The 21,581-nt window shown below is 68.8% G+C and carries 15 protein-coding genes; 12 read left to right on the plus strand and 3 right to left on the minus strand.

The annotated features are described in order from the left end of the window. Window positions 1–20: 20 nt before the first annotated feature. Window positions 21–1,622, minus strand: a complete 1,602-nt coding sequence (locus DK459_RS27695; RefSeq protein WP_006387730.1) for a hypothetical protein — start codon at window positions 1,620–1,622, stop codon at window positions 21–23. Between the two features lie 357 nt (window positions 1,623–1,979). Here DK459_RS27695 and DK459_RS27700 point away from each other — a divergent pair, with 357 nt between their 5' ends. From DK459_RS27700 to DK459_RS27745, 10 genes are all read left to right on the plus strand, one after another. Further along, the gene (locus DK459_RS27700; RefSeq protein ID WP_006387729.1) at window positions 1,980–2,651 is read left to right on the plus strand and encodes a TetR/AcrR family transcriptional regulator; all 672 of its coding nucleotides are present in this window, start codon (window positions 1,980–1,982) and stop codon (window positions 2,649–2,651) included. Between the two features lie 59 nt (window positions 2,652–2,710). Continuing rightward, complete coding sequence (locus DK459_RS27705; RefSeq protein WP_006387728.1) at window positions 2,711–5,059, plus strand: acyl-CoA dehydrogenase; 2,349 nt, start codon at window positions 2,711–2,713, stop codon at window positions 5,057–5,059. A gap of 27 nt (window positions 5,060–5,086) precedes the next feature. Then, window positions 5,087–6,376 (plus strand): acetyl-CoA C-acetyltransferase, encoded by a 1,290-nt coding sequence (locus tag DK459_RS27710; RefSeq protein WP_054440015.1) that lies wholly within the window; start codon window positions 5,087–5,089, stop codon window positions 6,374–6,376. Further along, a complete protein-coding gene (locus tag DK459_RS27715) occupies window positions 6,376–8,310 on the plus strand; it encodes a 3-hydroxyacyl-CoA dehydrogenase NAD-binding domain-containing protein (RefSeq protein WP_024069824.1) in 1,935 nt (644 codons plus the stop codon). The genes DK459_RS27710 and DK459_RS27715 overlap by 1 nt, the downstream gene beginning before the upstream one ends. Before the next feature lie 98 nt (window positions 8,311–8,408). Further along, window positions 8,409–9,719 carry an OmpP1/FadL family transporter gene (locus DK459_RS27720; protein WP_024069825.1) on the plus strand — a complete coding sequence of 437 codons (1,311 nt, stop codon included), beginning with the start codon at window positions 8,409–8,411 and terminating at the stop codon, window positions 9,717–9,719. Between the two features lie 60 nt (window positions 9,720–9,779). Beyond that, entirely contained in the window at window positions 9,780–12,170 is a 2,391-nt protein-coding gene (locus tag DK459_RS27725) for a 3-hydroxyacyl-CoA dehydrogenase/enoyl-CoA hydratase family protein (protein WP_054482962.1), read from the plus strand. A gap of 139 nt (window positions 12,171–12,309) precedes the next feature. Further along, a complete protein-coding gene (locus tag DK459_RS27730; RefSeq protein ID WP_024069827.1) occupies window positions 12,310–13,509 on the plus strand; it encodes an acetyl-CoA C-acyltransferase in 1,200 nt (399 codons plus the stop codon). Window positions 13,510–13,527: 18 nt separating this feature from the next. After that, on the plus strand, window positions 13,528–14,076 hold the full coding sequence (locus DK459_RS27735; RefSeq protein WP_006387720.1) for a DUF4442 domain-containing protein: 549 nt from the start codon (window positions 13,528–13,530) through the stop codon (window positions 14,074–14,076). Then, a complete protein-coding gene (locus DK459_RS27740; protein WP_110135199.1) occupies window positions 14,037–14,633 on the plus strand; it encodes a chalcone isomerase family protein in 597 nt (198 codons plus the stop codon). Before DK459_RS27735 ends, DK459_RS27740 begins: the two co-directional genes overlap by 40 nt. 2 nt (window positions 14,634–14,635) lie before the next feature. After that, the gene (locus tag DK459_RS27745) at window positions 14,636–16,330 is read left to right on the plus strand and encodes a long-chain-fatty-acid--CoA ligase (protein ID WP_024069828.1); all 1,695 of its coding nucleotides are present in this window, start codon (window positions 14,636–14,638) and stop codon (window positions 16,328–16,330) included. Window positions 16,331–16,373: 43 nt separating this feature from the next. On the opposite strand, the gene DK459_RS27750 is transcribed toward DK459_RS27745, so the two are convergent. Further along, the gene (locus DK459_RS27750) at window positions 16,374–17,942 is read right to left on the minus strand and encodes a sulfatase-like hydrolase/transferase (RefSeq protein ID WP_054498601.1); all 1,569 of its coding nucleotides are present in this window, start codon (window positions 17,940–17,942) and stop codon (window positions 16,374–16,376) included. Window positions 17,943–17,953: 11 nt separating this feature from the next. Next, window positions 17,954–18,916 (minus strand): tripartite tricarboxylate transporter substrate-binding protein, encoded by a 963-nt coding sequence (locus tag DK459_RS27755; RefSeq protein ID WP_370445622.1) that lies wholly within the window; start codon window positions 18,914–18,916, stop codon window positions 17,954–17,956. Between the two features lie 141 nt (window positions 18,917–19,057). Here DK459_RS27755 and DK459_RS27760 point away from each other — a divergent pair, with 141 nt between their 5' ends. Then, on the plus strand, window positions 19,058–19,573 hold the full coding sequence (locus DK459_RS27760; protein ID WP_006387715.1) for a MarR family winged helix-turn-helix transcriptional regulator: 516 nt from the start codon (window positions 19,058–19,060) through the stop codon (window positions 19,571–19,573). 71 nt (window positions 19,574–19,644) lie between these two features. Further along, entirely contained in the window at window positions 19,645–21,498 is a 1,854-nt protein-coding gene (locus tag DK459_RS27765; protein WP_006387714.1) for an ABC transporter ATP-binding protein, read from the plus strand. Window positions 21,499–21,581: the final 83 nt, after the last annotated feature.

Below are 21,581 nucleotides of genomic sequence, written 5' to 3' on the forward strand. Positions count from 1 at the left end.
TTCGCCCATCACGACGTCATTTACTCCATATAGGCGAAGTCGAATACCGTATGACCGCCCTGGTGGTGCCAATGGTGCATTGAAGCATGGCGTTTTCTCAAAAAGCTGGCGTAATGGATTTCGCCATCCGTCTCGACGTAGGTGGACGGCGACAGCTCTTCGATCCGGTTCAGCGAGACGCCCTTGCCGTAGTGGCAGAAGCCTTGGTACTGGGCGCAGCGGATCACCTCTCCGCCAGGCGAGACAACGATTCCCGCGTTGCGGGCCCGCATGGGGTTGCGCACGATGGGGTTGCAGGCGTGCGGCGTCCAATGGCTGGACCGCGGCGAGTCGGCGAAAAAGGCGAACAATTCGTCGCAATGGCTCTGGCCGTCCGTGCGATCGATATTGGTTAACAGCCACCAGTATTCTCCGCGCTTGAAAATAATGGTATCGACGGCGGAAATATTCGTCATCAAGGTTAAGTCCAACTCCCATTTCAACGGAAAATCGGTGCATTTCCATAATTCTATGCTGCGATTTCCGCAGGTTTCCGGAACCATGTAGGTCACGCCATCGTATTCAAAAATATACGGAAACGATAAATGGTAGGGCAGATTCAAAGCCGTCCCCAAAAGCCGGAAAGCCCCGTCCGAGTAGGTCGCGACCGAAATCGTGCCCTTGCGGGAATTGAAATCGTAATCCTCGAAAAATATATATGGATTCTTGTCCTTGGTATATACGAAGGGATCCGCGAAAAATCGGCCCTTCGGTGGCTGCAATACCATCGCTTCGGAAATCACCGCCTGCTGCCGGGTCGAGGGAAACATACCAATGCGCCAGCGCACATTGCGTTTCATGACGCGCCGCACAATCAAATCGCCCATTAACCAGGCCTGGCGCGCGATGTAGGCGGCGCTGTCCCATTCGGCCGGATCGTCGCGGCGTTCGCCGCTCATGATCTGCATGCCCGGCGGCGCGGCGCCCGGCCGCGCCCGCGCCAACGCCTGCAAGGCGTCGTAGATCATGAAGTTGCCCAGGCTGAAGGCGCGGGTCTGGTTCTTGAGCCAGAACACTTCGGTATTGAAGCTGCGCTGGTCCAGCAACGCGTCCTCCTCGGCGCTGGCCCCCATGCGCCACAGTTTCACCGTGGTGTGGTCCGCGCGCTGGTAGACCTCCCAGAATCCCGCATAGCGGCTGGTGGACACGGCGATATCGGAATAGCTCAGCTGCCATACCCCCAGCCGCGCCCAGTCGGCCATGCGGGCGCGCAGCGATGGCAGGCCGCCCAGCATGATCACCAGGTCCAGGCCGAGCGCGGCCACGCCGTCATCGCGTCCGCCGTCGTCGGGATCGGCCGGCAGTGTCAGCAACGCCGTTGACGGCGGCAAGCCGTCGCGCATGTCGTGGCAGGCCAGCATCTGCCGTTGCCGGACGGGCAGCAGCCGCGACTCGAGCCGCGACAAGGTGCCGAACAGCGCCTTGGCGCTCAGGCGCGGCGCGGGACCGGTGGTCGCCTTTTCCAATACCAGCAAGGCCGAGAAATCGAAATCCTGGCTGCGCGCGAGCCACTCAGCCATGTCGTGGATCCAGCCGGGCTGGTCGGTCCCGTCCACCAACAGCCCCACTCTGTAGGTCGTCATTTCTCCTGCTCCTGTGTCAGGGCGATCTGGCCTGCGCCACCGGAACGGCGATCGGGCTCGCCAGCCGCATCCACGGTGCAACGCTCTCAAGTCCTCGCGCTGATACTGCGGCGTTTCGGCGAGGTCTTCCAGACGGCTTTCAACCTAGGGCGCTCGTCCGAGGACAAACGGCGCAGTGCCGTTTGGGCGAGGCCCGGCGCCCGTCCTCGGCCAACGGAACGGCCTCTCGTGCAAAGGAACGAGGCGGGTCGTCCGGGCCGCCTCGGGATTCAGGCGCACCAGCTAGGGATAACCACTATCGCCTGCCGGCACCGGGGCGCGCATACTTCTTTCAAACGAACGTTTGAATTCAACCTAATGCAAGAACTCAGATCCTCCAGCACCCGCGAATCGATCCTCGACACCGCCGAAGCGCTGTTCGCGCAGCAGGGCCACGACGGCACGTCCATGCGACAGATCACCGGCGCGGCCGGCGTCAACCTGGCATCGGTCAACTATCACTTCGGCTCCAAGGAGTCGCTGGTGCAGGCCGTGCTCAAGCGCCGCCTGGAAGTCCTGAACCGCGAACGGCTGCGCCTGCTCGACGAACTTGAAGCCCAGGCCCAGGGCAAACCGCTCAAGCCGTCGCAGATCGTCGACGCCTTCTTCGGCACGCTGCTGCGCCTGGCGGCCGATCCGGAGCAGGCCGGCAGCACTTTCCTGCCGCTGCTCGAGCGCACCATGACCGACCCGGCCGGCTTCATCCGCGCGCTGTTCGCCGAGGAATACGCCGACGTGCTCGAGCGCTACCGCAATGCCTTCTTCGCCGCCCTGCCCGACGTGCCGCGCGCCGAGATCGTGTGGCGTTTCCAGTTCATGCTGGGCGCCACCTCCTACGCCATCATCGGCACCGACCTGCTGCGCTCGGTGACCGGCTGGACGCTGGACGAAGCCGAGCAACCCGACAACCCCGAGCTGCTGCTGCCCCGCCTGATGAGCTTCCTGCTCGGCGGCCTGCGCGCTCCCCTGCCGCAGCATCCCGCCACTTAGGCCCCAGGGGTCAGCGCGGTGCGGCGGTTCCAGAAGATATCGAGAAAGGAGACAAGGAAATGAACGCAGTCATCGTCGCGCTGGTCGTCATCGCGCTGCTGGCCGTCGTCCTGCTGGGCGTGCGCCCGGTCAGGCGGGCCTTGCTGTCGGCGCCGATCTTCAATCTCTACCGCAAGGTGCTGCCGCAGATGTCGGACACCGAGCGCGACGCGCTCGAGGCCGGCACGGTGTGGTGGGAAGGCGAGCTGTTCCGCGGCCGCCCCGACTGGAAGCGCATGCTGGCCTATCCGCGCCCGCGCCTGACCGACGAAGAACAGCATTTCCTCGACCACCAGGCCGAAGAGGCCTGCCGCATGGTCAACGACTGGAACATCACGCAGGAACGCTTCGACCTGCCCGCCGAAGTCTGGGACTATCTCAAGCGCAGCGGCTTCCTGGGCATGATCATCCCCAAGGAATACGGTGGCCTGGCCTTCTCGGCCTATGCCCACTCCGAGATCGTGACCAAGCTGTCGACGCGCTCGTCGGCGCTGGCGGTGTCGGTGATGGTGCCCAACTCGCTCGGCCCCGCCGAGCTGCTGCTGCACTACGGCACCGAGGAACAGAAGAACCACTACCTGCCGCGCCTGGCGCGCGGCGAGGAAGTGCCGGCCTTCGCGCTGACCAGCCCCTGGGCCGGTTCCGATGCCGCCGCCATCCCCGACAGCGGCATCGTCTGCAAGGGCGAATGGCAGGGCCGCGAAGTGATCGGCATGCGCGTCAGCTGGGACAAGCGCTACATCACGCTGGCGCCCGTCTGCACGCTGCTGGGCCTGGCCTTCCGCCTGTACGACCCGGACGGCCTGCTGGGCGGCAGGAAGGACATCGGCATCACCTGCGCGCTGGTGCCGCACGACCATCCGGGCGTGGACACCGGCCGCCGCCACTTCCCGCTGAACGCCATGTTCATGAACGGCCCGACCCGCGGCCAGGACGTGTTCATGCCGCTGGACTTCATCATCGGCGGCCCGGCCATGGCCGGCCAGGGCTGGCGCATGCTGATGGAATGCCTGGCGGCCGGCCGCTCGATCTCGCTGCCGTCTTCCAACACCGGCATGTCCAAGCTGACGGCCCGCGCGGTCGGCGGCTACGCCCGCGTGCGCAGCCAGTTCCGCACCCCGGTCGGCAAGTTCGAGGGCGTAGAGGAAGCGCTGGCCCGCATCGGCGGCCACACCTACATGATGGACGCCGCGCGCAGCATGACCGCCGGCGCCGTCGACCTGGGCGAGAAGCCCTCGGTGGTGTCGGCCATCGTCAAGTACCACGTCACCGAACGCGCGCGCCAGGTCGTCAACGACGGCATGGACGTGATCGGCGGCAAGGGCATCTGCCTGGGGCCGTCCAACTTCCTGGGCCGCGCCTACCAGCAGATCCCCATCGGCATCACCGTGGAAGGCGCCAACATCCTGACCCGCAGCCTGATCATCTTCGGCCAGGGCGCGATCCGCTGCCATCCCTACGTGCTGGCCGAGATGCGCGCGGCGCAGTCGCCCGACCGCAGGCAGGGGCTGGATGATTTCGACCGCGCCTTCTGGGGCCACGTCGGCTTTGTCGCGCGCAACAAGCTGCGCGCGCTGGGCACCGCCCTGACCGGCGGCCGCTTCGTCGGCATCGACGCCGACGTCGCGCCCGAAATGAAGCGCTACTACCAGTTGCTGAGCCGCTATTCGGCCGCCTTCGCGCTGCTGGCCGACACTTCGATGCTGGTGCTGGGCGGCAGCCTCAAGCGCCGCGAGCGCCTGTCGGCGCGCCTGGGCGACATCCTGTCGCAGATGTACCTGGCCAGCGCCGCGCTCAAGCGCTTCGAGGACGAAGGCCGCCAGAGCGCCGACGCGCCGCTGGTGCACTGGTCGGTGCAGGATGCGCTGTTCCGCCTGCAGGACGCCATCGACGGCGTGCTGGAAAACTATCCCAACCGCCTGGTGGCGTGGAGCCTGCGCCGCATCGTCTTCCCCTGGGGCCGGCCGCAGTCGCTGCCGTCCGATCAGCTGGGCCAGGACGTGGCGCGATTGCTCATCAACCCCGGCGCGACCCGCGACCGCCTGACCGCCGGCTGCCACCTGCCCGCGACCGCCGACGAACCGGTCGGCGCGATCGAACAGGCGCTGGCCGCCACGCTCGAAGCCGAACCGATCGAATCGAAGATCCGCGAATTCGAGAAAAGCGGCGCGCTCGAAGGCAACCCGCAGGCCAACGTGCGCGACCTGGCCGACGCCGTCTTTGCCGCCGGCGGCATCACCGCCGAAGAATATGCGGTGGTCAAGCGCCGGAATACCTTGCGCGACACCGTGGTGAAAGTGGATGATTTCCCTTTTGATCTCGGCATCACCGGCGCGGTCAAGCCCGTGGCCGAACGCAAGGCGGCCTGAGGCCCGTCCTCACACCAAGGAGATCGGATGGCATTCAAACCGGTATACGTGGTCGACGGCGCCCGCACCCCTTTCCTGAAAGCGCGCTCGGGCCCCGGCCCATTCGCGGCCGGCGACCTGGCGGTGCAGGCCGGACGCGGCCTGTTGTTGCGCCAGCCCTATGCGCCCACGGACCTGGACGAGGTCATCGTGGGCTGCGCCGCGCCCTCGGCCGACGAAGTCAACATCGGCCGCGTGATCGCCCTGCGCCTGGGTTGCGGCAACAAGGTGCCGGGCTGGACGGTGATGCGCAACTGCGCGTCCGGCATGCAGGCCCTGGATTCCGCCATCGCCAACATCCAGACCGGCCGCTCGCAGCTGGTGCTGGCCGGGGGCACCGACGCCCTGTCGCACGCGCCGGTGCTGTTCTCGGACGACATGGTGCGCTGGCTGGCCAGCTGGTACGCGGCCCGCGGCATCGGCGCCAGGCTCGCCACGCTCGGCCGGTTGCGCCTGCGCCACCTGGCGCCGGTGATCGGCCTGCTCAAGGGCCTGACCGACCCCGTGGTGGGCCTGTCCATGGGCCAGACCGCCGAGAACGTCGCCACCCGCTTCGGCATCAGCCGCCAGGCCATGGACGCCTATTCGGCGCAGAGCCACGCGCGCGCGCTGGCCGGGCGCGCCAACGGCGCCTTCGCCGAGATCACGCCGCTGATCGACACCCAGGGCAAGCTGTACCCGGACGACGACGGCGTGCGCGAGGACTCCACGCCCGAAAAGCTGGCCAGGCTCAAGCCGGTGTTCGACAAGCCCTGGGGCAACATCACCGCCGGCAACAGCTCGCAGGTCACCGACGGCGCCGCGATGCTGGTGCTGGCCTCCGAGGAAGCGGTGCGGCGCTGGAACCTGCAACCGCTGGGCCGCATCGTCGACAGCCAGTGGGCCGGCCTGGATCCGGCCATGATGGGCCTTGGGCCGGTGCATGCCGCCACGCCGATCCTGCAACGCCACGGCCTGGGCCTGAATGACCTGGACTTGTGGGAGATCAACGAAGCCTTCGCCGCGCAGGTGCTAGGCTGCCTGGCCGCCTGGCAGGACGAGGCCTATTGCCAGGAACACTTCGGCACGCCGGCCTGGGGCGCGCTCGACCCCGCCCGCCTGAACGTGGACGGCGGCGCCATCGCCATCGGCCATCCGGTCGGCGCCTCGGGCGCCCGCATCGTGCTGCACCTGCTGGAGGCGCTCAAGCGCCGCGGCGCGCGGCGCGGCATGGCCGCCATCTGCATCGGCGGCGGCCTGGGTGGCGCGATGCTGGTCGAAACCTTGGAGAACCGCTAATGAACGCGCTGGAGACGCTCTCGCACTGGCGCCTGGAGCGCGACCCCGACGGCCTGGCGTGGCTGACGTTCGACCGCGCCGGCAGCGCCGTCAACGCCCTGTCGGCCGACACCATGGCGGAACTGGCGACGGTGCTGGACGCGCTCGACGCCCAGCCGCCCAAGGGCCTGGTGATCCGTTCCGGCAAGGCCACCGGCTTCATCGTCGGCGCCGACGTCAATGAATTCGCCGAACTGAACACGCCGGAACAGGGCCGCGCCCTGGTGGCGCGCGGCTGGAACCTGTTCAACCGCCTGGCGGCGGTGCGCTACCCGACGCTGGCGCTGATCCAGGGCCACTGCCTGGGCGGCGGCCTGGAGCTGGCGCTGGCCTGCCGCTACCGCCTGGTGGAAGACGCGCCCGGCGCCTCGCTGGCGCTGCCGGAAGTCATGCTGGGCATCTTCCCCGGCTGGGGCGGCATGCTGCGCCTGCCCGCCGTGATCGGCGCGCCGGCCGCGCTCGACATGATGCTGACCGGCCGCGGCGCCGATGCGCGCCGCGCGGCGGCGCTGGGCCTGGTGGATGCGCGCGTGCCGACCCGCCTGCTGCAGGCGGCGGCGCGCGGCATGGTGCTGTCGGGCAAGCCGCCGCGGCGCGCGCGCGGCCTGGGCGCCTGGCTGAACCGCTGGCCGCTCAAGGCGGTGGCCGCCAACCGCGCCCGCAAGCAGGTCGCCGCCAAGGACCCGCTGGGCCACTACCCGGCCGCGCCGGCCATCATCGAACTCTGGGAAAAGCACGGCGGCAACGCCTTGCAGGCGCCCGCGCTGATCGACACCATCATCGCTTCGGACACCGCCCGCAACCTGCTGCGCGTGTTCCGGCTGCAGGAACGCCTGAAGGCCAACGGCCGCCAGGCCGGCATCGCCCCGGTGCGCCACGTGCACGTGGTCGGCGCCGGCGTGATGGGCGGCGACATCGCCGCCTGGTGCGCGCTCAAGGGCCTGACCGTGACACTGCAGGACCAGGACATGACCCGCATCGCGCCCGCCATCAAACGCGCCGCGGCCCTGTTCTCGCGCCGCCTGAAGGACCGCCGCGCGGCCCGCGCCGCCTTCGACCGGCTGGTGCCCGATCCCGCCGGCGGCGGCGTGCCGCTGGCCGACGTGGTGATCGAGGCCATCAGCGAGAACCCCGAGGCCAAGCGCGGCTTGTACCAGTCGCTGGAGCCGCGCATGAAGGCCGACGCGCTGCTGGCCACCAACACCTCCAGCCTGTCGCTGGAAACGCTGGGCGCCGGCCTGGCGCGGCCCGAGCGGCTGGTCGGCATCCACTTCTTCAACCCCGTGGCCAAGATGCCGCTGGTGGAAGTGGTGCATGCGGACGGCACCGCCGCCGACACGCTGGCGCGCGCCAGCGCCTTCGTCGGCCAGATCGGCAAGCTGGCCCTGCCGGTGCGCAGCGCGCCCGGCTTCCTGGTCAACGCCGTGCTGGCGCCCTACATGCTGCAGGCCATGCGCAGCGTCGACGAAGGCGTGTCGCCCGCCGCCGTGGACGCGGCCATGGTGGCGTTCGGCATGCCCATGGGGCCGCTGGAACTGGCCGACACCGTCGGCCTGGACATCGCCCGCGCGGCGGGCCAGGAACTGGCCGGCGGCGCCGAGCCGCCGCGCTGCCTGGCCGAGAAGCTGGCGCGCGGCGACCTGGGCAAGAAGAGCGGCCGCGGCTTCTACACCTGGCGCGACGGCAAACCGGTAAAGGACGGCCAGGGCGCCGCCCGCGCGCCGGCCGGCCTGGCCGAACGCCTGATCCAGCCCTTGGTGGACGCCACCCGCGAGCGGGTCGAGGCCGGCGTGGTGGCCGATGCCGACCTGGCCGACGCCGGCGTGATTTTCGGGACCGGGTTCGCGCCGTTCACGGGCGGACCCCTGCATTACCAGAGCAGTCGCAGTGCGTAGCGCAGTAGAGAACCGGCGTATGCCGAGAGATTAGACCGGGCCGACGAGACCGGCAGTGCCATAGAGACACACATATCCAACATCGAGGAGGCAGTACCATGAGCAGACGTTCATTGTCCCTGAGCACCCTGTCCGCCATTGTGGTCGGCCTGGGCGCCACCAGCGCCGCCCACGGCGCCGGCTTTCAGCTCCTGGAGCAGAATGCCAGCGGCCTGGGCAACGCTTATGCGGGCTCGGCGGCAAATCCGGAAAACGCCAGCATCATCTACTACAACCCCGCAGGCATGACCTACCTGCCCGGCATCAATGTCTCGGGCGGCGTCAACCTGATCAAGCCGTCGTTCAAGTTCTCGGACAACGGTGACAGCCGCAATCCCACCGCGCTGGGCGGCACCCGCCCCACCGGCGGCGACGGCGGCGACGCCGGCAACCTGGGGGTCGTGCCCAACCTCTACGGCTCGTGGCAGCTGAGCGAAAAGTGGTTCATCGGCCTGGGCATCGGCGCGCCGTTCGGCCTCATGACCGAATACGACGACGGCTGGGCCGGCCAATACCACTCGAACAAGTTCGAGATCAAGACGATCAACATCAATCCCTCGATCGCCTACAAGGTCAACGAGAAATTCTCGATGGGCTTCGGCGTGAACTGGCAGCACATCGACGCCAACTACAAGAAGAAAACCGTGGTGCCCGTGGCCCTGCCCGGCGGCCGCACGGTCTTCACCAACGGCGACGCCGACCTCAACCTGAAGGGCGATGCCTGGGGCTGGAACGTGGGCTTCATGCTGCAACCCACCGAAGACACCCGCATCGGCCTGTCGTACCGTTCCAAGATCAAGCACACCGCCAAGGGCGACACCGATATCGACCACATCGGCCCCACCGGCCAGTCGGTCTCGTTCGACGCCAAGGCCTCGGTCGACCTGCCCGATACGCTGATCCTGAGCGCCACCCATCAGCTCAACGAGAAGTGGGAACTGCTGGGCGACATCTCGTGGACCGGCTGGAGCAGCATCCCCGACCTGAAGATCCGCAACTCCGGCACCGGCGCGCGCGATGACGACCTGCCGCTGAACTTCCGCGACACCTGGCGCATCGCCGTGGGCACGACCTACAAGTTCGCGCCGGACTGGAAGTGGAAGTTCGGCCTGGCCTACGATCAATCGCCGGTCCACAAGGCCGAGGACCGGCCCACCTCGCTGCCCGACAACGACCGCTACTGGTTCTCGACGGGCGTGCAGTGGCAGGCCACCAAGAGCACCACGCTGGACCTGGGCTATACCTATCTGTACCTGCGCAAGACGGATATCGACACCACGTCCGGCAACGCGCTGACGAAGGGCCGCGTCGCGGGCACCTATGACAGCAGCGGCCACATCTTCGGCCTGCAGCTGTCGTCCCGCTTCTAGCCTTGCCGGGGCGGATGACGGGCCGGTCCCGTCTTCCGCCCGCATTTTCAGGAGACTTCCTTGAGCAAGTTCGTCGTCAAACACGTCGCCGTGCTGGGTGCCGGCGTCATGGGCGCGCAGATCGCCGCCCACCTGGCCAACGCCGGCGTGCCCGTCACGCTGTTCGACCTTGCGGCGCCCGAAGGCGACCGCAACGGCATCGTCAAGAAGGCGCTGGCCGGCCTGAAGAAGCTCGAGCCCGCGCCGCTGGCCAGCCCCGCCCGCCTGGCCCTGATCACCCCGGCCAACTACGACGACCATATCGAACAGCTGCGCGGCTGCGACCTGATCATCGAAGCCATCGCCGAGCGCATGGACTGGAAGACGGCGCTGTACGAGCGCATCGCGCCGCACGTCGCGCCCGGCGCCATCATCGCCTCCAATACCTCCGGCCTGTCGATCGACGCGCTGGCCAACGCCCTGCCGGCCGCGCTGCGCGACCGCTTCTGCGGCATCCATTTCTTCAATCCGCCGCGCTACATGCGCCTGGTGGAAATCATCGCCACCGCGCACACCCAGGCGCCGGTGCTGGACCAGCTCGAGACCTGGCTGACCTCCACCCTGGGCAAGGGCGTGATCCGCGCGCTCGACACGCCCAACTTCGTGGCCAACCGCATCGGCGTGTTCTCGATCCTGGCCGCCATGCACCACACCCAGCGTCTGGGGCTGGGCTTTGACGAGGTCGACGCCCTCACCGGCCCCAGGATCGGCCGCCCCAAGAGCGCCACCTACCGCACCGCCGACGTGGTCGGCCTGGACACGCTGGCCCACGTGGTCGGCACCATGGACAAGAACCTGCCTGACGATCCCTGGCACCGCTATTTCACGCTGCCCGCCTGGCTGTCGGCCCTGATCGCCAAGGGCGCGCTGGGCCAGAAGAGCGGCGCCGGCGTCTACCGCAAGGCCGGCCGCGAAATCCAGGTACTGGACCTGCAGGCGCAGGACTACCGCCCCAGCGCCGGCAAGCTGGCCGACGAGGTCGCCGCCCTGCTCAAGGAACGCGATCCGGCCAGGCGCTTCGCCGCGCTGCGCGCCAGCGACCATCCGCAGGCCCAGTTCCTGTGGAGCCTGTTCCGCGACATCTTCCACTACAGCGCGGCGCAGCTCGGCCAGGTGGCCGACAACGCCCGCGACCTGGACCTGGCCATGCGCTGGGGCTTCGGCTGGGCCCAGGGCCCGTTCGAGACCTGGCAGGCCGCCGGCTGGCAGGCCATCGCCCGCGCCGTGGCCGAGGACATTGCCGCCGGCCGCGCCATGAGCGACGCGCCGCTGCCGGCCTGGGCCCTGGAACCGGACCGCCAGGGCGTGCACACGCCCGCCGGCTCGTATTCGGCGCGCAGCGGCAAGCTGCACCCGCGCTCGGCGCTGCCGGTCTACCGGCGCCAGCTGTTCCCCGAGCGCGTGTTCGGCGAAGGCCCCGACGACCGCGGCACCACGGTGTGGGAAAACGAAGGCGTGCGCCTGTGGAACCTGCCCGAGGTCGACGCCGGCATCGCCATCCTGTCGGTCACGTCCAAGAACCACACGCTGGGCGCCGAGGTGCTGGAAGGCATCCTGCAGGCCGTGGCGCGCGCCGAGCGCGAGTTCGATGGCCTGGTGATCTGGCATGACGCCCCGTTCGCCGTGGGCGCCAACCTGCAGCAGGTGTCCGAAGCCTGCGCCGCCGGCCAATGGGACATGCTGGAAGCCACCGTCGAGAAGTTCCAGCGCACCTCGCAGGCCTTCAAGTACGCGCAGATCCCCACCGTGGCGGCCGTGCAGGGCATGGCGCTGGGCGGCGGCTGCGAATTCCTGATGCATGCCTCGCACCGCGTGCTGGCGCTGGAAAGCTACATCGGCCTGGTCGAGGCCGGCGTCGGCCTGATCCCGGCCGGCGGCGGCAGCAAGGAATTCGCCGGCCGCGCCGCGGCGCTGGCGGCGAAGACGGCCACGCCCGGCGAGGTGTTCCCGTTCCTGCAACCGGTGTTCCAGACCATCGCCATGGCGCGGGTCGCCAAGAGCGCCATCGAGGCCGTGGACCTGGGCTTCGCGCGCGAGCAGGACATCGTGCTGTTCCATCCGGGCGAGCTGCTGTTCGTGGCCATCGGCCAGGCGCGCGCCGCCGCCACCGCCGGCTACGCGCCGCCGCCGCGCCTGCAGGACGTGCCCGTGGCCGGCCGCAACGGCATCGCCAACTTCGAGATGGTGCTGGTCAACATGCGCGAAGGCGGCATGATCAGCGCCCACGACTACCGCGTGGCCCGCAGCGCCGCCGTCGCGCTTTGCGGCGGCGAGGTCGAGACCGGCGCCAAGGTCGACGAGGAATGGCTGCTGGCGGTCGAACGCAAGGAGTTCGTGGCGCTGCTGCGCACGCCCGAGACCCAGGCCCGCATCCGACACACGCTCGACACGGGCAAGCCATTGCGGAACTGATAGCCCCCCCCGAAGCGCCTGCGGCGCTTCCCCCCAGGGGGCGCCGGTGGCGGACCGGCAAAGCCGGATCCGCGCGGCCCCGCTTGTGGGGGACCGTGGTGTGCATAGAGGGTGATCGTTATGGATACGAGGAAATGATATGAGCAAGCAGATTCAAGAGGCTTACATCGTTGCGGCGACGCGGCTGCCGGTGGGCAAGCGCAATGGGGTGTATGCCACCACCCGGCCCGACGACATGCTGGCGGCGGCGCTGCAGGGCGTGTTGAAGCAGACGCCGTGGCTGGATCCGGCGCGCATCGACGACGTCATCACCGGCTGCGCCATGCCGGAAGCCGAACAGGGCATGAACGTGGCGCGCATCGGGCTGTTGCTGGCCGGCCTGCCGCAAAGCGTGGCCGGCGTCACCGTCAACCGCTTCTGCGCGTCGGGCCTGCAAGCGGTGGCCGACGCCGCCGCCCGCATCCGCAGCGGCGAGGTCGACATCATGATCGGCTCGGGCACCGAGTCCATGAGCGCCATGCCGCAGATCATGGGCAACAAGGTGTCGCTCAACCCGGCCATCTTCTCGCATCCCGAGAACGTCGGCATGGCCTTCGGCATGGGCCTGACCGGCGAGAAAGTGGCCGAGCAATGGAAGGTGTCGCGCGAAGACCAGGACGCCTTCTCGCTGGCCTCGCAGCAGAAGGCCAACGCCGCCATCGCCGCCGGCCACTTCCGCGCCGAGACCACGCCGTTCGAGGTGGTGACGCGCCTGCCCGGCGGCTCCAAGGGCGACGTGCGCGAAACCCGCCGCCTGGTCGAGGTCGATGAAGGCCCGCGCCCCGACAGCAGCGCCGAGGGGCTGGCGCGGCTCAAGCCCGTGTTCGCCGCGCGCGGCAGCGTCACCGCCGGCAACAGCTCGCAGATGTCGGACGGCGCCGCCGCCGTGGTGCTGGTGTCCGAGCGCGTGCTGCGCGAGTTCAACCTCAGCCCGATGGCGCGCTTCGTCAGCTATTCGGTGGCCGGCGTGCCGCCGGAAATCATGGGCATCGGCCCCATGGCCGCCATCCCCAAGGTGCTGGCGCGCGCCGGCATCGCCCAGGACGACCTGGACTGGATCGAACTGAACGAGGCCTTCGCCGCGCAGTCGCTGGCGGTGATCCGCGAACTCAAGCTCGATCCAGCCAAGATCAACCCGCTGGGCGGCGCCATCGCGCTGGGCCACCCGCTGGGCGCGACCGGCGCGATCCGCACCGCCACGCTGATGCACGGCCTGCGCCGCACCGGCGGCAAGTACGGCATGGTGACGATGTGCATCGGCACCGGCATGGGCGCGGCCGGCCTGTTCGAGGCCATGTGACCGAGGCGATGTAAAGCGGTGAAGCCCTATTGGTTCAAACGCCTGTCGCCGGCCTGGCGCGCGCGCCTGATGCGGGTGGGATTCAACCTGCATCCGGCGTTCCGCGCCACCGGCGGCCGGGTGCTGCACGTGTCGCACGATTTCCAGCACATCCGCATCAAGCTGCCCCTGCTGCGGCGCACGCGCAACATCGTGGGCTCGATGTACGGCGGCTCGCTGTTCGCGGTGACAGACGGCGCCCATCCCACCATGCTGATGGCGGCGCTGGGCGCGGACCACATCGTGTGGGACAAGGCCGCATCCATCCGCTACCGCAAGCCCGCCTATACCACGCTGTATGTGGACTTCCGGCTGCCGCCGGGAGAAATCGCGGACATACGCAAGATCCTTGCGCGCGACCACGAGACCACCCGGACCTACACCGTGGAATTGAAGGACAAGGACGGCGTCGTCTACGCCGTCGTGGAACGCACGATCTACATCGCCGACAAGAAGTACTACAAGCAGAAAACCACTGGAGGAGACCCATGCGTGACATCATCCCCGGAGGGCGCGCCGCCGCCCTGAGCCTGGTCCTGGCCGCCTGCCTGGCGGCCGCCCCCGCGCTGGCCGCCGACGTGGAAGTGGCCGGCGTGCGCGTCCCCGCGCAGTTGTCCGAAGGCGGCCAGGCGCTGGTGCTGAACGGCGCCGGCCTGCGCACCAAGTTCGTCGTCAAGGTCTACGTGGCGGCGCTGTATGCCGGCGCCAAAAGCCAGGACGCCGCGGCCTTGATCAACAGCAACGCGCCGCGCCGCATGCGCCTGCAACTCTTGCGCGATGTCGACAGCAAGAGCCTGGACGCGGCGCTGCAGGAAGGATTGCGCGACAATACGTCCAAACAGGAACTCGCCGCCCTGCAACCGTCCGCCGCGCGCCTGTCCGCCCTGATGGCCGAGATCGGCTCGGCCCGCGAAGGCGACGTGATCGACCTGGACTTCGATGCCCGCGGCGTGGCGATCACCGACAACGGCAGGCAGCGCGGGCGCATCGACGACCCCGCCTTCGGCCGCGCGCTGCTGCGTGTCTGGCTGGGCGACAATCCGGCGCAATCCTCCCTGAAAAATGCCCTGTTGGGAGCCCCGTAAAGATGGAACGAATCTGGCAAAAGAGCTACCCCGCGGGCGTGCCCAGGGACATCGAGCTCGACAGCGCCACCACGCTGGTCTCGATCGCGCGTGACAGCTGCCGGCGGTTCGCGGACAAGCCCGCGTACCTGAGCATGGGCAAGACCATGACCTACGCCGAACTCGACCGCCTGACGCGCGACTTCGCCGCCTGGCTGCACGCCAACGGCCTGCGCAAGGGCGACCGGGTGGCGCTGATGATGCCCAACCTGCTGCAATATCCGGTCTGCCTGTTCGGCACGCTGCGCGCCGGCTGCGTCGTGGTCAACTGCAACCCGCTGTACACCGCCCACGAACTGGAGCACCAGCTGGCCGACGCCGGCGCGCGCGCCATCGTGGTGGCCGACAACTTCGCCGCCACGCTGCAAAAGGCGTTGCCCAACACCCCGGTCGAGAAAGTGCTGGTGACCTCGATCGGCGAACTGCTCAGTCCGCTCAAGGGCCGCCTGGTGGACTTCGTGGTACGGCGCGTCAAGCGCATGGTGCCGGCCTGGTCGATCCCCGGCGCCCTGCGCCTGGGCCAGGCGCTGCGGGCCGGCCGCGACGCGCCCTTCGAGGAAGTCGCGCTGACCCAGGACGACCTGGCCTGCCTGCAATACACCGGCGGCACCACCGGCGTGGCCAAGGCCGCCATGCTGACCCACCGCAACCTGGCCGCCAACGTCACCCAGGCCCACGCCTGGATCAAGCCGCTGGTCAAGGATGGCGAGGAATGCATCGTCACGGCGTTGCCGCTCTACCATATCTTCGCGCTCACGGCGAACTGCCTGGCCTTCATGAAGATCGGCGCCAGCAACCTCCTCATCATCAATCCGCGCGACATCCCCGGGCTGATCAAGGAGATGGCCAAGGTGCCCTTCAGCGCCTTCACCGGCGTCAACACACTGTTCAACGCCCTGCTCAACCATCCCGACTTCGCCAAACTGGATTTCTCGCGCCTGCGGCTGACCATGGGCGGCGGCATGGCGGTGCAGCGCGCCGTGGCCGAGCGCTGGCTGGCCGTCACCGGCCGCTCGCTGGCGCAGGCCTATGGCCTGACCGAGACCTCGCCGGCGGTGACCATCAACCCGCTCGACGTGAAGGCCTTCACCGGCTCCATCGGCCTGCCGGTGCCATCGACCGACCTGTCGATCCGCGACGATGACGGACGCGAACTGGGCGTGGGCGAACGCGGCGAGATCTGCGTGCGCGGCCCCCAGGTGACGCAGGGCTACTGGAACCGGCCCGACGAGACCGCGCTGGTGATGACGCCCGATGGCTACCTGCGCACCGGCGACATCGGCTACGTCGACGAAACCGGCTACGTTTTCCTGGTCGACCGCAAGAAGGACATGATCCTGGTGTCCGGCTTCAACGTCTATCCCAACGAGGTCGAGGATGCCGCGGCGCTGCATCCCGGCGTGCGCGAAGTGGCGGCCATCGGCGTGCCCGACGAACGCTCGGGCGAGGCGGTCAAGCTGTACGTGATCCGCAAGGATCCGAACCTGGACGCCGAAACGCTGATCGCGCATTGCCGCACCCAGCTCACCGGCTACAAAGTGCCGCGCTACATCGAGTTCCGCGACGACCTGCCGCGCACCAACGTCGGCAAGATCCTGCGGCGCGAACTCAAGCCGGCCACGGCCGACGCGCCGCACAAGGATACGGCCGGCGCCTGACGCCGGCCCGGGCGCGGCGGCGGGCGCCGCCGCCCCTGCCCGCTCACCACTGCCCGAAGAACACCCCGGCGCGCTTGTGCGCATTGGTTCCCTGCTCGACCGCCGCGTCGCTCATGGTGGTGCGGCGCTTGCCGCGCAGCATCCAGTCCAGCAGGCGCTCGCGCAGCTGCGCCCGCACCGGCGCATGCGCGGCGCTGGCGCCCAGGTCCTGGAACTCATCGGGATCGGCCTGCAGGTCATACAACTGCTCGGGCTCGTCCAGCCAGTACACGTAGCGCCAGCGGTCGGTGCGCACCGACCAGGCGCGCGCGTTCTGCGGGGTCTTGCCGCGCAGGATGCGGGCCTGGCGGAAACTGTAGTCCAACTCCGAGAACACGCAGTCGCGCCATGGCTCGTCCGCGGCGCGGCCGTGCAGCACGGTCTGCAATTCGCGCCCTTCCAGCCGGTGCCAGGGCCGCGGCGCCTCCAGCGCGCGCAGCACCGTCGGCACCAGGTCCACGCTTTCCACCATGTCCGCCAGCGCCTGGCCGCGGGTGGCGTCGGCCGCCGCCGACGGGTCCATGACGATGAACGGCACCCGTTGCACGGTGTCGTAGAACAGTTCCTTCTCGCCCAGCCAATGGTCGCCCAGGAAATCGCCATGGTCCGCCGTGAACACGATGAGCGTATTACGCATCAGGCCCGCGCCTTCCATGTAGTCGAACAGCCGCCCCAGGTGGTCGTCGAGCTGGCGGATCAGGCCCTGGTAGGCCGGGCGCACCACGCGCACGCACTCGTCGGTCGAGAAGCTGACGCTTTCCTCGTGCTGGCGATAGGCCGCCACCACCGGATGCGCGCCGGCCAGTTCCTCGCGATTGCGCCGCACCGGCAGGCATTGGTCGGCCGTGTAGCGCTGGTGGTAGGGCGCCGGCGCCATGTAGGGCCAGTGCGGCTTGACGTAGCTCAGGTGCAGCACCCAGGGCTGGCCGCCGCGCTGCTGCATGAAGCGCAGCGCCTGGTCGGTCATGTAGGCGGTTTCGGAGTGCGGCTCGGCAACGCGCGACGGCAGGTGCGCGTTGCGCATGTTCCAGCCGCTGACCACCTGGCCGCGCGCGTCGACGCCGGCGATGACGTAGTCGGTCCAGGGATCGGCGCTGTCGTAGCCCTGGCTGCGCAGGAAGGCTGGGTAGCCGCTTTCCTTGCCCGGCTCGTGGTGGCCGTCGTAGCGGTCGACCTCGATGAAGCCGCCGCGCGACAGCAGCGCGCCCAGCTCTGAGCCGCCGTCGATCGACAGGCGCTCCATGCCGGCGCGGTCGGGAATGACGTGGGTCTTGCCCGCCAGCGCCAGGTCGCGCCCCTGCCCCGCCAGGTACTCGCCCAGCGTGATCTCGTTGACCGACAGCGGCACCCGGTTCCAGGTGGCGCCGTGGCGCGAGGGATAGCGCCCCGTGTAATAGCTCATGCGCGACGGGCCGCACACGCCGGAATTGACGAAGGCGCGGTCGAAGCGCGCGCCGCGCGCGGCCAGCGCGTCCAGGCTGGGCGTCCGCAAATAGGGATGGCCATAGCAGCTCAGGTGGTCCGCCCGCAGCTGGTCGGCCATGATGAACAGCACATTCTGCACGGTACTCATCGTCGCCCGCCCTATTGCGTCGCGGTGAAGCCGGAGGCCTTCACCACCGGTTCCCATTGGGCCCGGTAGGCATCCAGGTCGCGTCCGGTGGCCGCCGCATCGGCCGCCACCGGCTCCAGGTACGAGTCGCGCACCGCCTGCTGCATGGCGGGCTCGCGCATCACGGCGGCGATGTCCTCGCCCAGCCGGACGGCCTTGGCCGGCGCCATCGCGGACGAGGCGAAGAAGGCATTCCAGCCATCGGCCGCCAGGTCCACGCCGGCCTCGCGGAAGGTGGGCACGTCGGCCAGCTCCGGGGCGCGCGCCTCGCCCGAGGTCGCCAGGATGCGGATCTTGCCGGCGCGGTGTTGCGGCAACAGCGTGTCCAGGGTGTCGACGGCCTGCGGCAGGATGCCGCCGATGAGCTCGGAAATCAGCGGCGCCGAACCGCGATAGCCCACCACCTCGGGTTCCTGCTTGAGCTCGCGGCCCAGCATCAACGCGAAGAAATGCGGCAGGCTGCCGGTGGCGGGCACGCCCACCGTGAACTGGCGCGGGTGGTCGCGCAGCCACTGGCGCAATCCGGCCACATCGTGGATCGGCGAATTGGCCGCCACCGCCAGCGCGAACTTGTAGCGGCTGACCAGCGACACCGGCTGGAAATCGCGGCGGGCATCGTAGCCCGGCTCGGCATAGACCAGCGGCGCCACCACCATTACCGCCGGATTGGCCAGCATCAGCACGTTCTGGCGCGCGGCCAGCGCATGCAGGCCCTGGGCCGCGATGCGGCCGCCGGCGCCGGTCTTGTTCTCGACCACCACCGTCACGCCGAGCCGGTCCTTCAGGCGGTCGGCCACCAGCCGCGCGACGCGGTCGGAACTGCCGCCCGGCGGATAGCCCACCACGATGGTCAAGGCGCCGTCCAGCGGCGCCTGCTGGGCACAGGCCGGCGCGGCCGAAACCGCCGCAAGCGCCGCGAATGCGACGCGGGATATCCAATTACGCACGCTAGTCTCCCTGGTGACAACGGCCCGCTGTCGGTTATGTTTGTGCTTGCCGGGCCTGGGCCTGGATAGGCGAGACGACTGTAGCGCCGCGAAGATTGCTTGATCTAATCCAGTACTTGCCATAACGATATGACCCACCCCGTCGAACACCCCCTGGCCGGGATGCTGATGTACCAGCTGTACCAGGCCTGGGCGCAGTCCAACCCCGTTTTCGTGCGCCTGTGCGAAGGCCGTTTCGGCATCACCCGGCGCGAATGGCGCCTGCTGGCCTGTGCGATCGAGGGCGGCATCATGACCTCCGCCGAACTGGCGGCCGCCGCCAAGCTCGACCTGGCCCGCACCTCGCGCACGCTGGGTTCGCTGTGTGAAAAGGGCTGGCTGCGGCGCCTGCCCGACAGCGCCGACCGGCGCGTGGTGCGCATCGAGGCCACCGCCGAGGGCCTGGACCGCTACCGCGCCCTGCTGCCTGAGGTCCTGCGCCTGAACGACCTGCTGGTGCAGGACCTGGACGCCGCCGAGATCGCCCTGCTGCGCGACCTGCTGACCCGTATCGCCGGGCGCGGCCAGCGCATGGCGCAGGACAACCTCATCACCGACAAGGCCAGCCGGCGCGAAGGCGGAACGCGGCGCGCGCAATACGGATGACGGCACCCAGCCCCTTTATTTTTAAGGGGTTACCCTGATACGCTTGGGCGGCCTCCTTCTACGGACCTGCCATGCCCGGCGCAAAATCGAACCCCGTCTTTCGCTACTTCGAAAACCTGATCGACCCGTTCCGCGACGCCCCCGACATCACCCCGCCGGGACGCGTGCTGCGCTTCTACGCCTATTACCTGTGGCAGGTCTGGCCGATCTTCGCCATCCTGCTGCTGGTGGGCCTGGCGGGCGCGCTGGTGGAAGTGGCGCTGTTCAGCTTCCTGGCCGACCTGGTCGACATGGCGCAGAACACCGCGCCGGCCGACTTCTTCCGCGAACACGCCTACACGCTGGTGTGGATGGCGTTCGTGGTGATGGTGCTGCGGCCGCTGTCGATCGCCGCGCACGACCTGCTGTCGCACCAGACCATCTCGCCCAGCCTGACCACGCTGGTGCGCTGGCAGAACCACCGCTACGTGCTGAACCAGGGCCTGGCGTTCTTCCACAACGACTTCGCCGGCCGCGTCGCCAACCGCGTGCTGCAGACCGGCAATTCGCTGCGCGATTCGGCGGTGCAGTCGGTGGACGCGCTGTGGCACGTGATCCTGTACGCCGCCAGCGCGCTGTACCTGTTCGCCGAGGCCGACTGGCGCCTGGTGATTCCGCTGGTGCTGTGGATCGCCATCTACTGCGGCATGCTGGCGTACTTCGTGCCGCGCATGCAGTCGCGCGCCGTCATCGCCTCGGAGGCGCGCTCCAGGCTGATGGGCCGCATCGTCGACGGCTACACCAACATCTCCACGCTCAAGCTGTTCGCCCACGCCCGCCGCGAAGAAGACTACGCGCGCCAGGCCATGACCGAGCAGACCGAAAAGCAGCGCCTGTCGACCCGCGTCATCACCGCCATGGACGTGTCCATCAACACGCTCAACGGCATCCTGATCGCCAGCACCGCCGGCCTGGCGCTGTGGCTGTGGAGCATCGGCAGCATCAGCCTGGGCGCAATCACGCTGGCGCTGGGCCTGGTGATCCGCATCAACAACATGTCCGCCTGGATCATGTGGGAAGTGAACGGCATCTCGGAAAACGTCGGCATCGTGCAGGACGGCCTGGCCACCATCTCGCAGCCACGCCAGGTGCTCGACCGGCCCGACGCCGTGCCCTTGCGCATCACGCAGGGCGAGGTGCGCTTCGAGGACATGTCGTTCCACTACGGCAGCGGCCGCCAGATCATCCCGCACCTGGACCTGACCGTGCGCGCCGGCGAGAAAATCGGCCTGATCGGCCCGTCCGGCGCCGGCAAGTCGACCCTGGTCAACGTGCTGCTGCGGCTGTACGACCTGGAGGGCGGGCGCATCCTGATCGACGGCCAGGACATCGCCGGCGTCACCCAGGAAAGCCTGCGTTCGCAGATCGGCGTGGTCACCCAGGACACCTCGCTGCTGCACCGCTCGATCCGCGACAACCTGCTGTACGGCCGGCCCGACGCCAGCGAGGCGCAGTTGCGCGACGCCATCGACCGCGCCCGCGCCGCCGAATTCATCGACGCGCTGGTCGACGGCGACGGCCGCCGCGGCCTGGACGCCCACGTCGGCGAGCGCGGCGTCAAGCTGTCGGGCGGCCAGCGCCAGCGCATCGCCATCGCCCGCGTGCTGCTCAAGGACGCGCCCATCCTGATCCTGGACGAAGCCACCTCGGCGCTCGATTCCGAGGTCGAGGCCGCGATCCAGGAAAGCCTGGAGGCGCTGATGCGAGGCAAGACCGTCATCGCCATCGCGCACCGCCTGTCCACCATCGCCCGCATGGACCGGCTGGTCGTGCTGGACGGCGGGCGCATCGTCGAATCCGGCACCCATGCCAGCCTGATCGCCCAGGGCGGGCTGTACGCGCGGCTGTGGAGCCACCAGACGGGGGGGTTCGTCGGGCTGGACTGAGCCGGCGGGCGGACGTCGCGCTGGCGCCACACGGGAAGACCCTGTACGTACATGCTGTACGTACAGGTGTACACTGGCGGCTT

Origin of the sequence: Achromobacter sp. RW408 (genome assembly GCF_003184165.1) — a bacterium.
GTDB classification, from domain to species: Bacteria; Pseudomonadota; Gammaproteobacteria; order Burkholderiales; family Burkholderiaceae_B; genus Achromobacter; species Achromobacter xylosoxidans.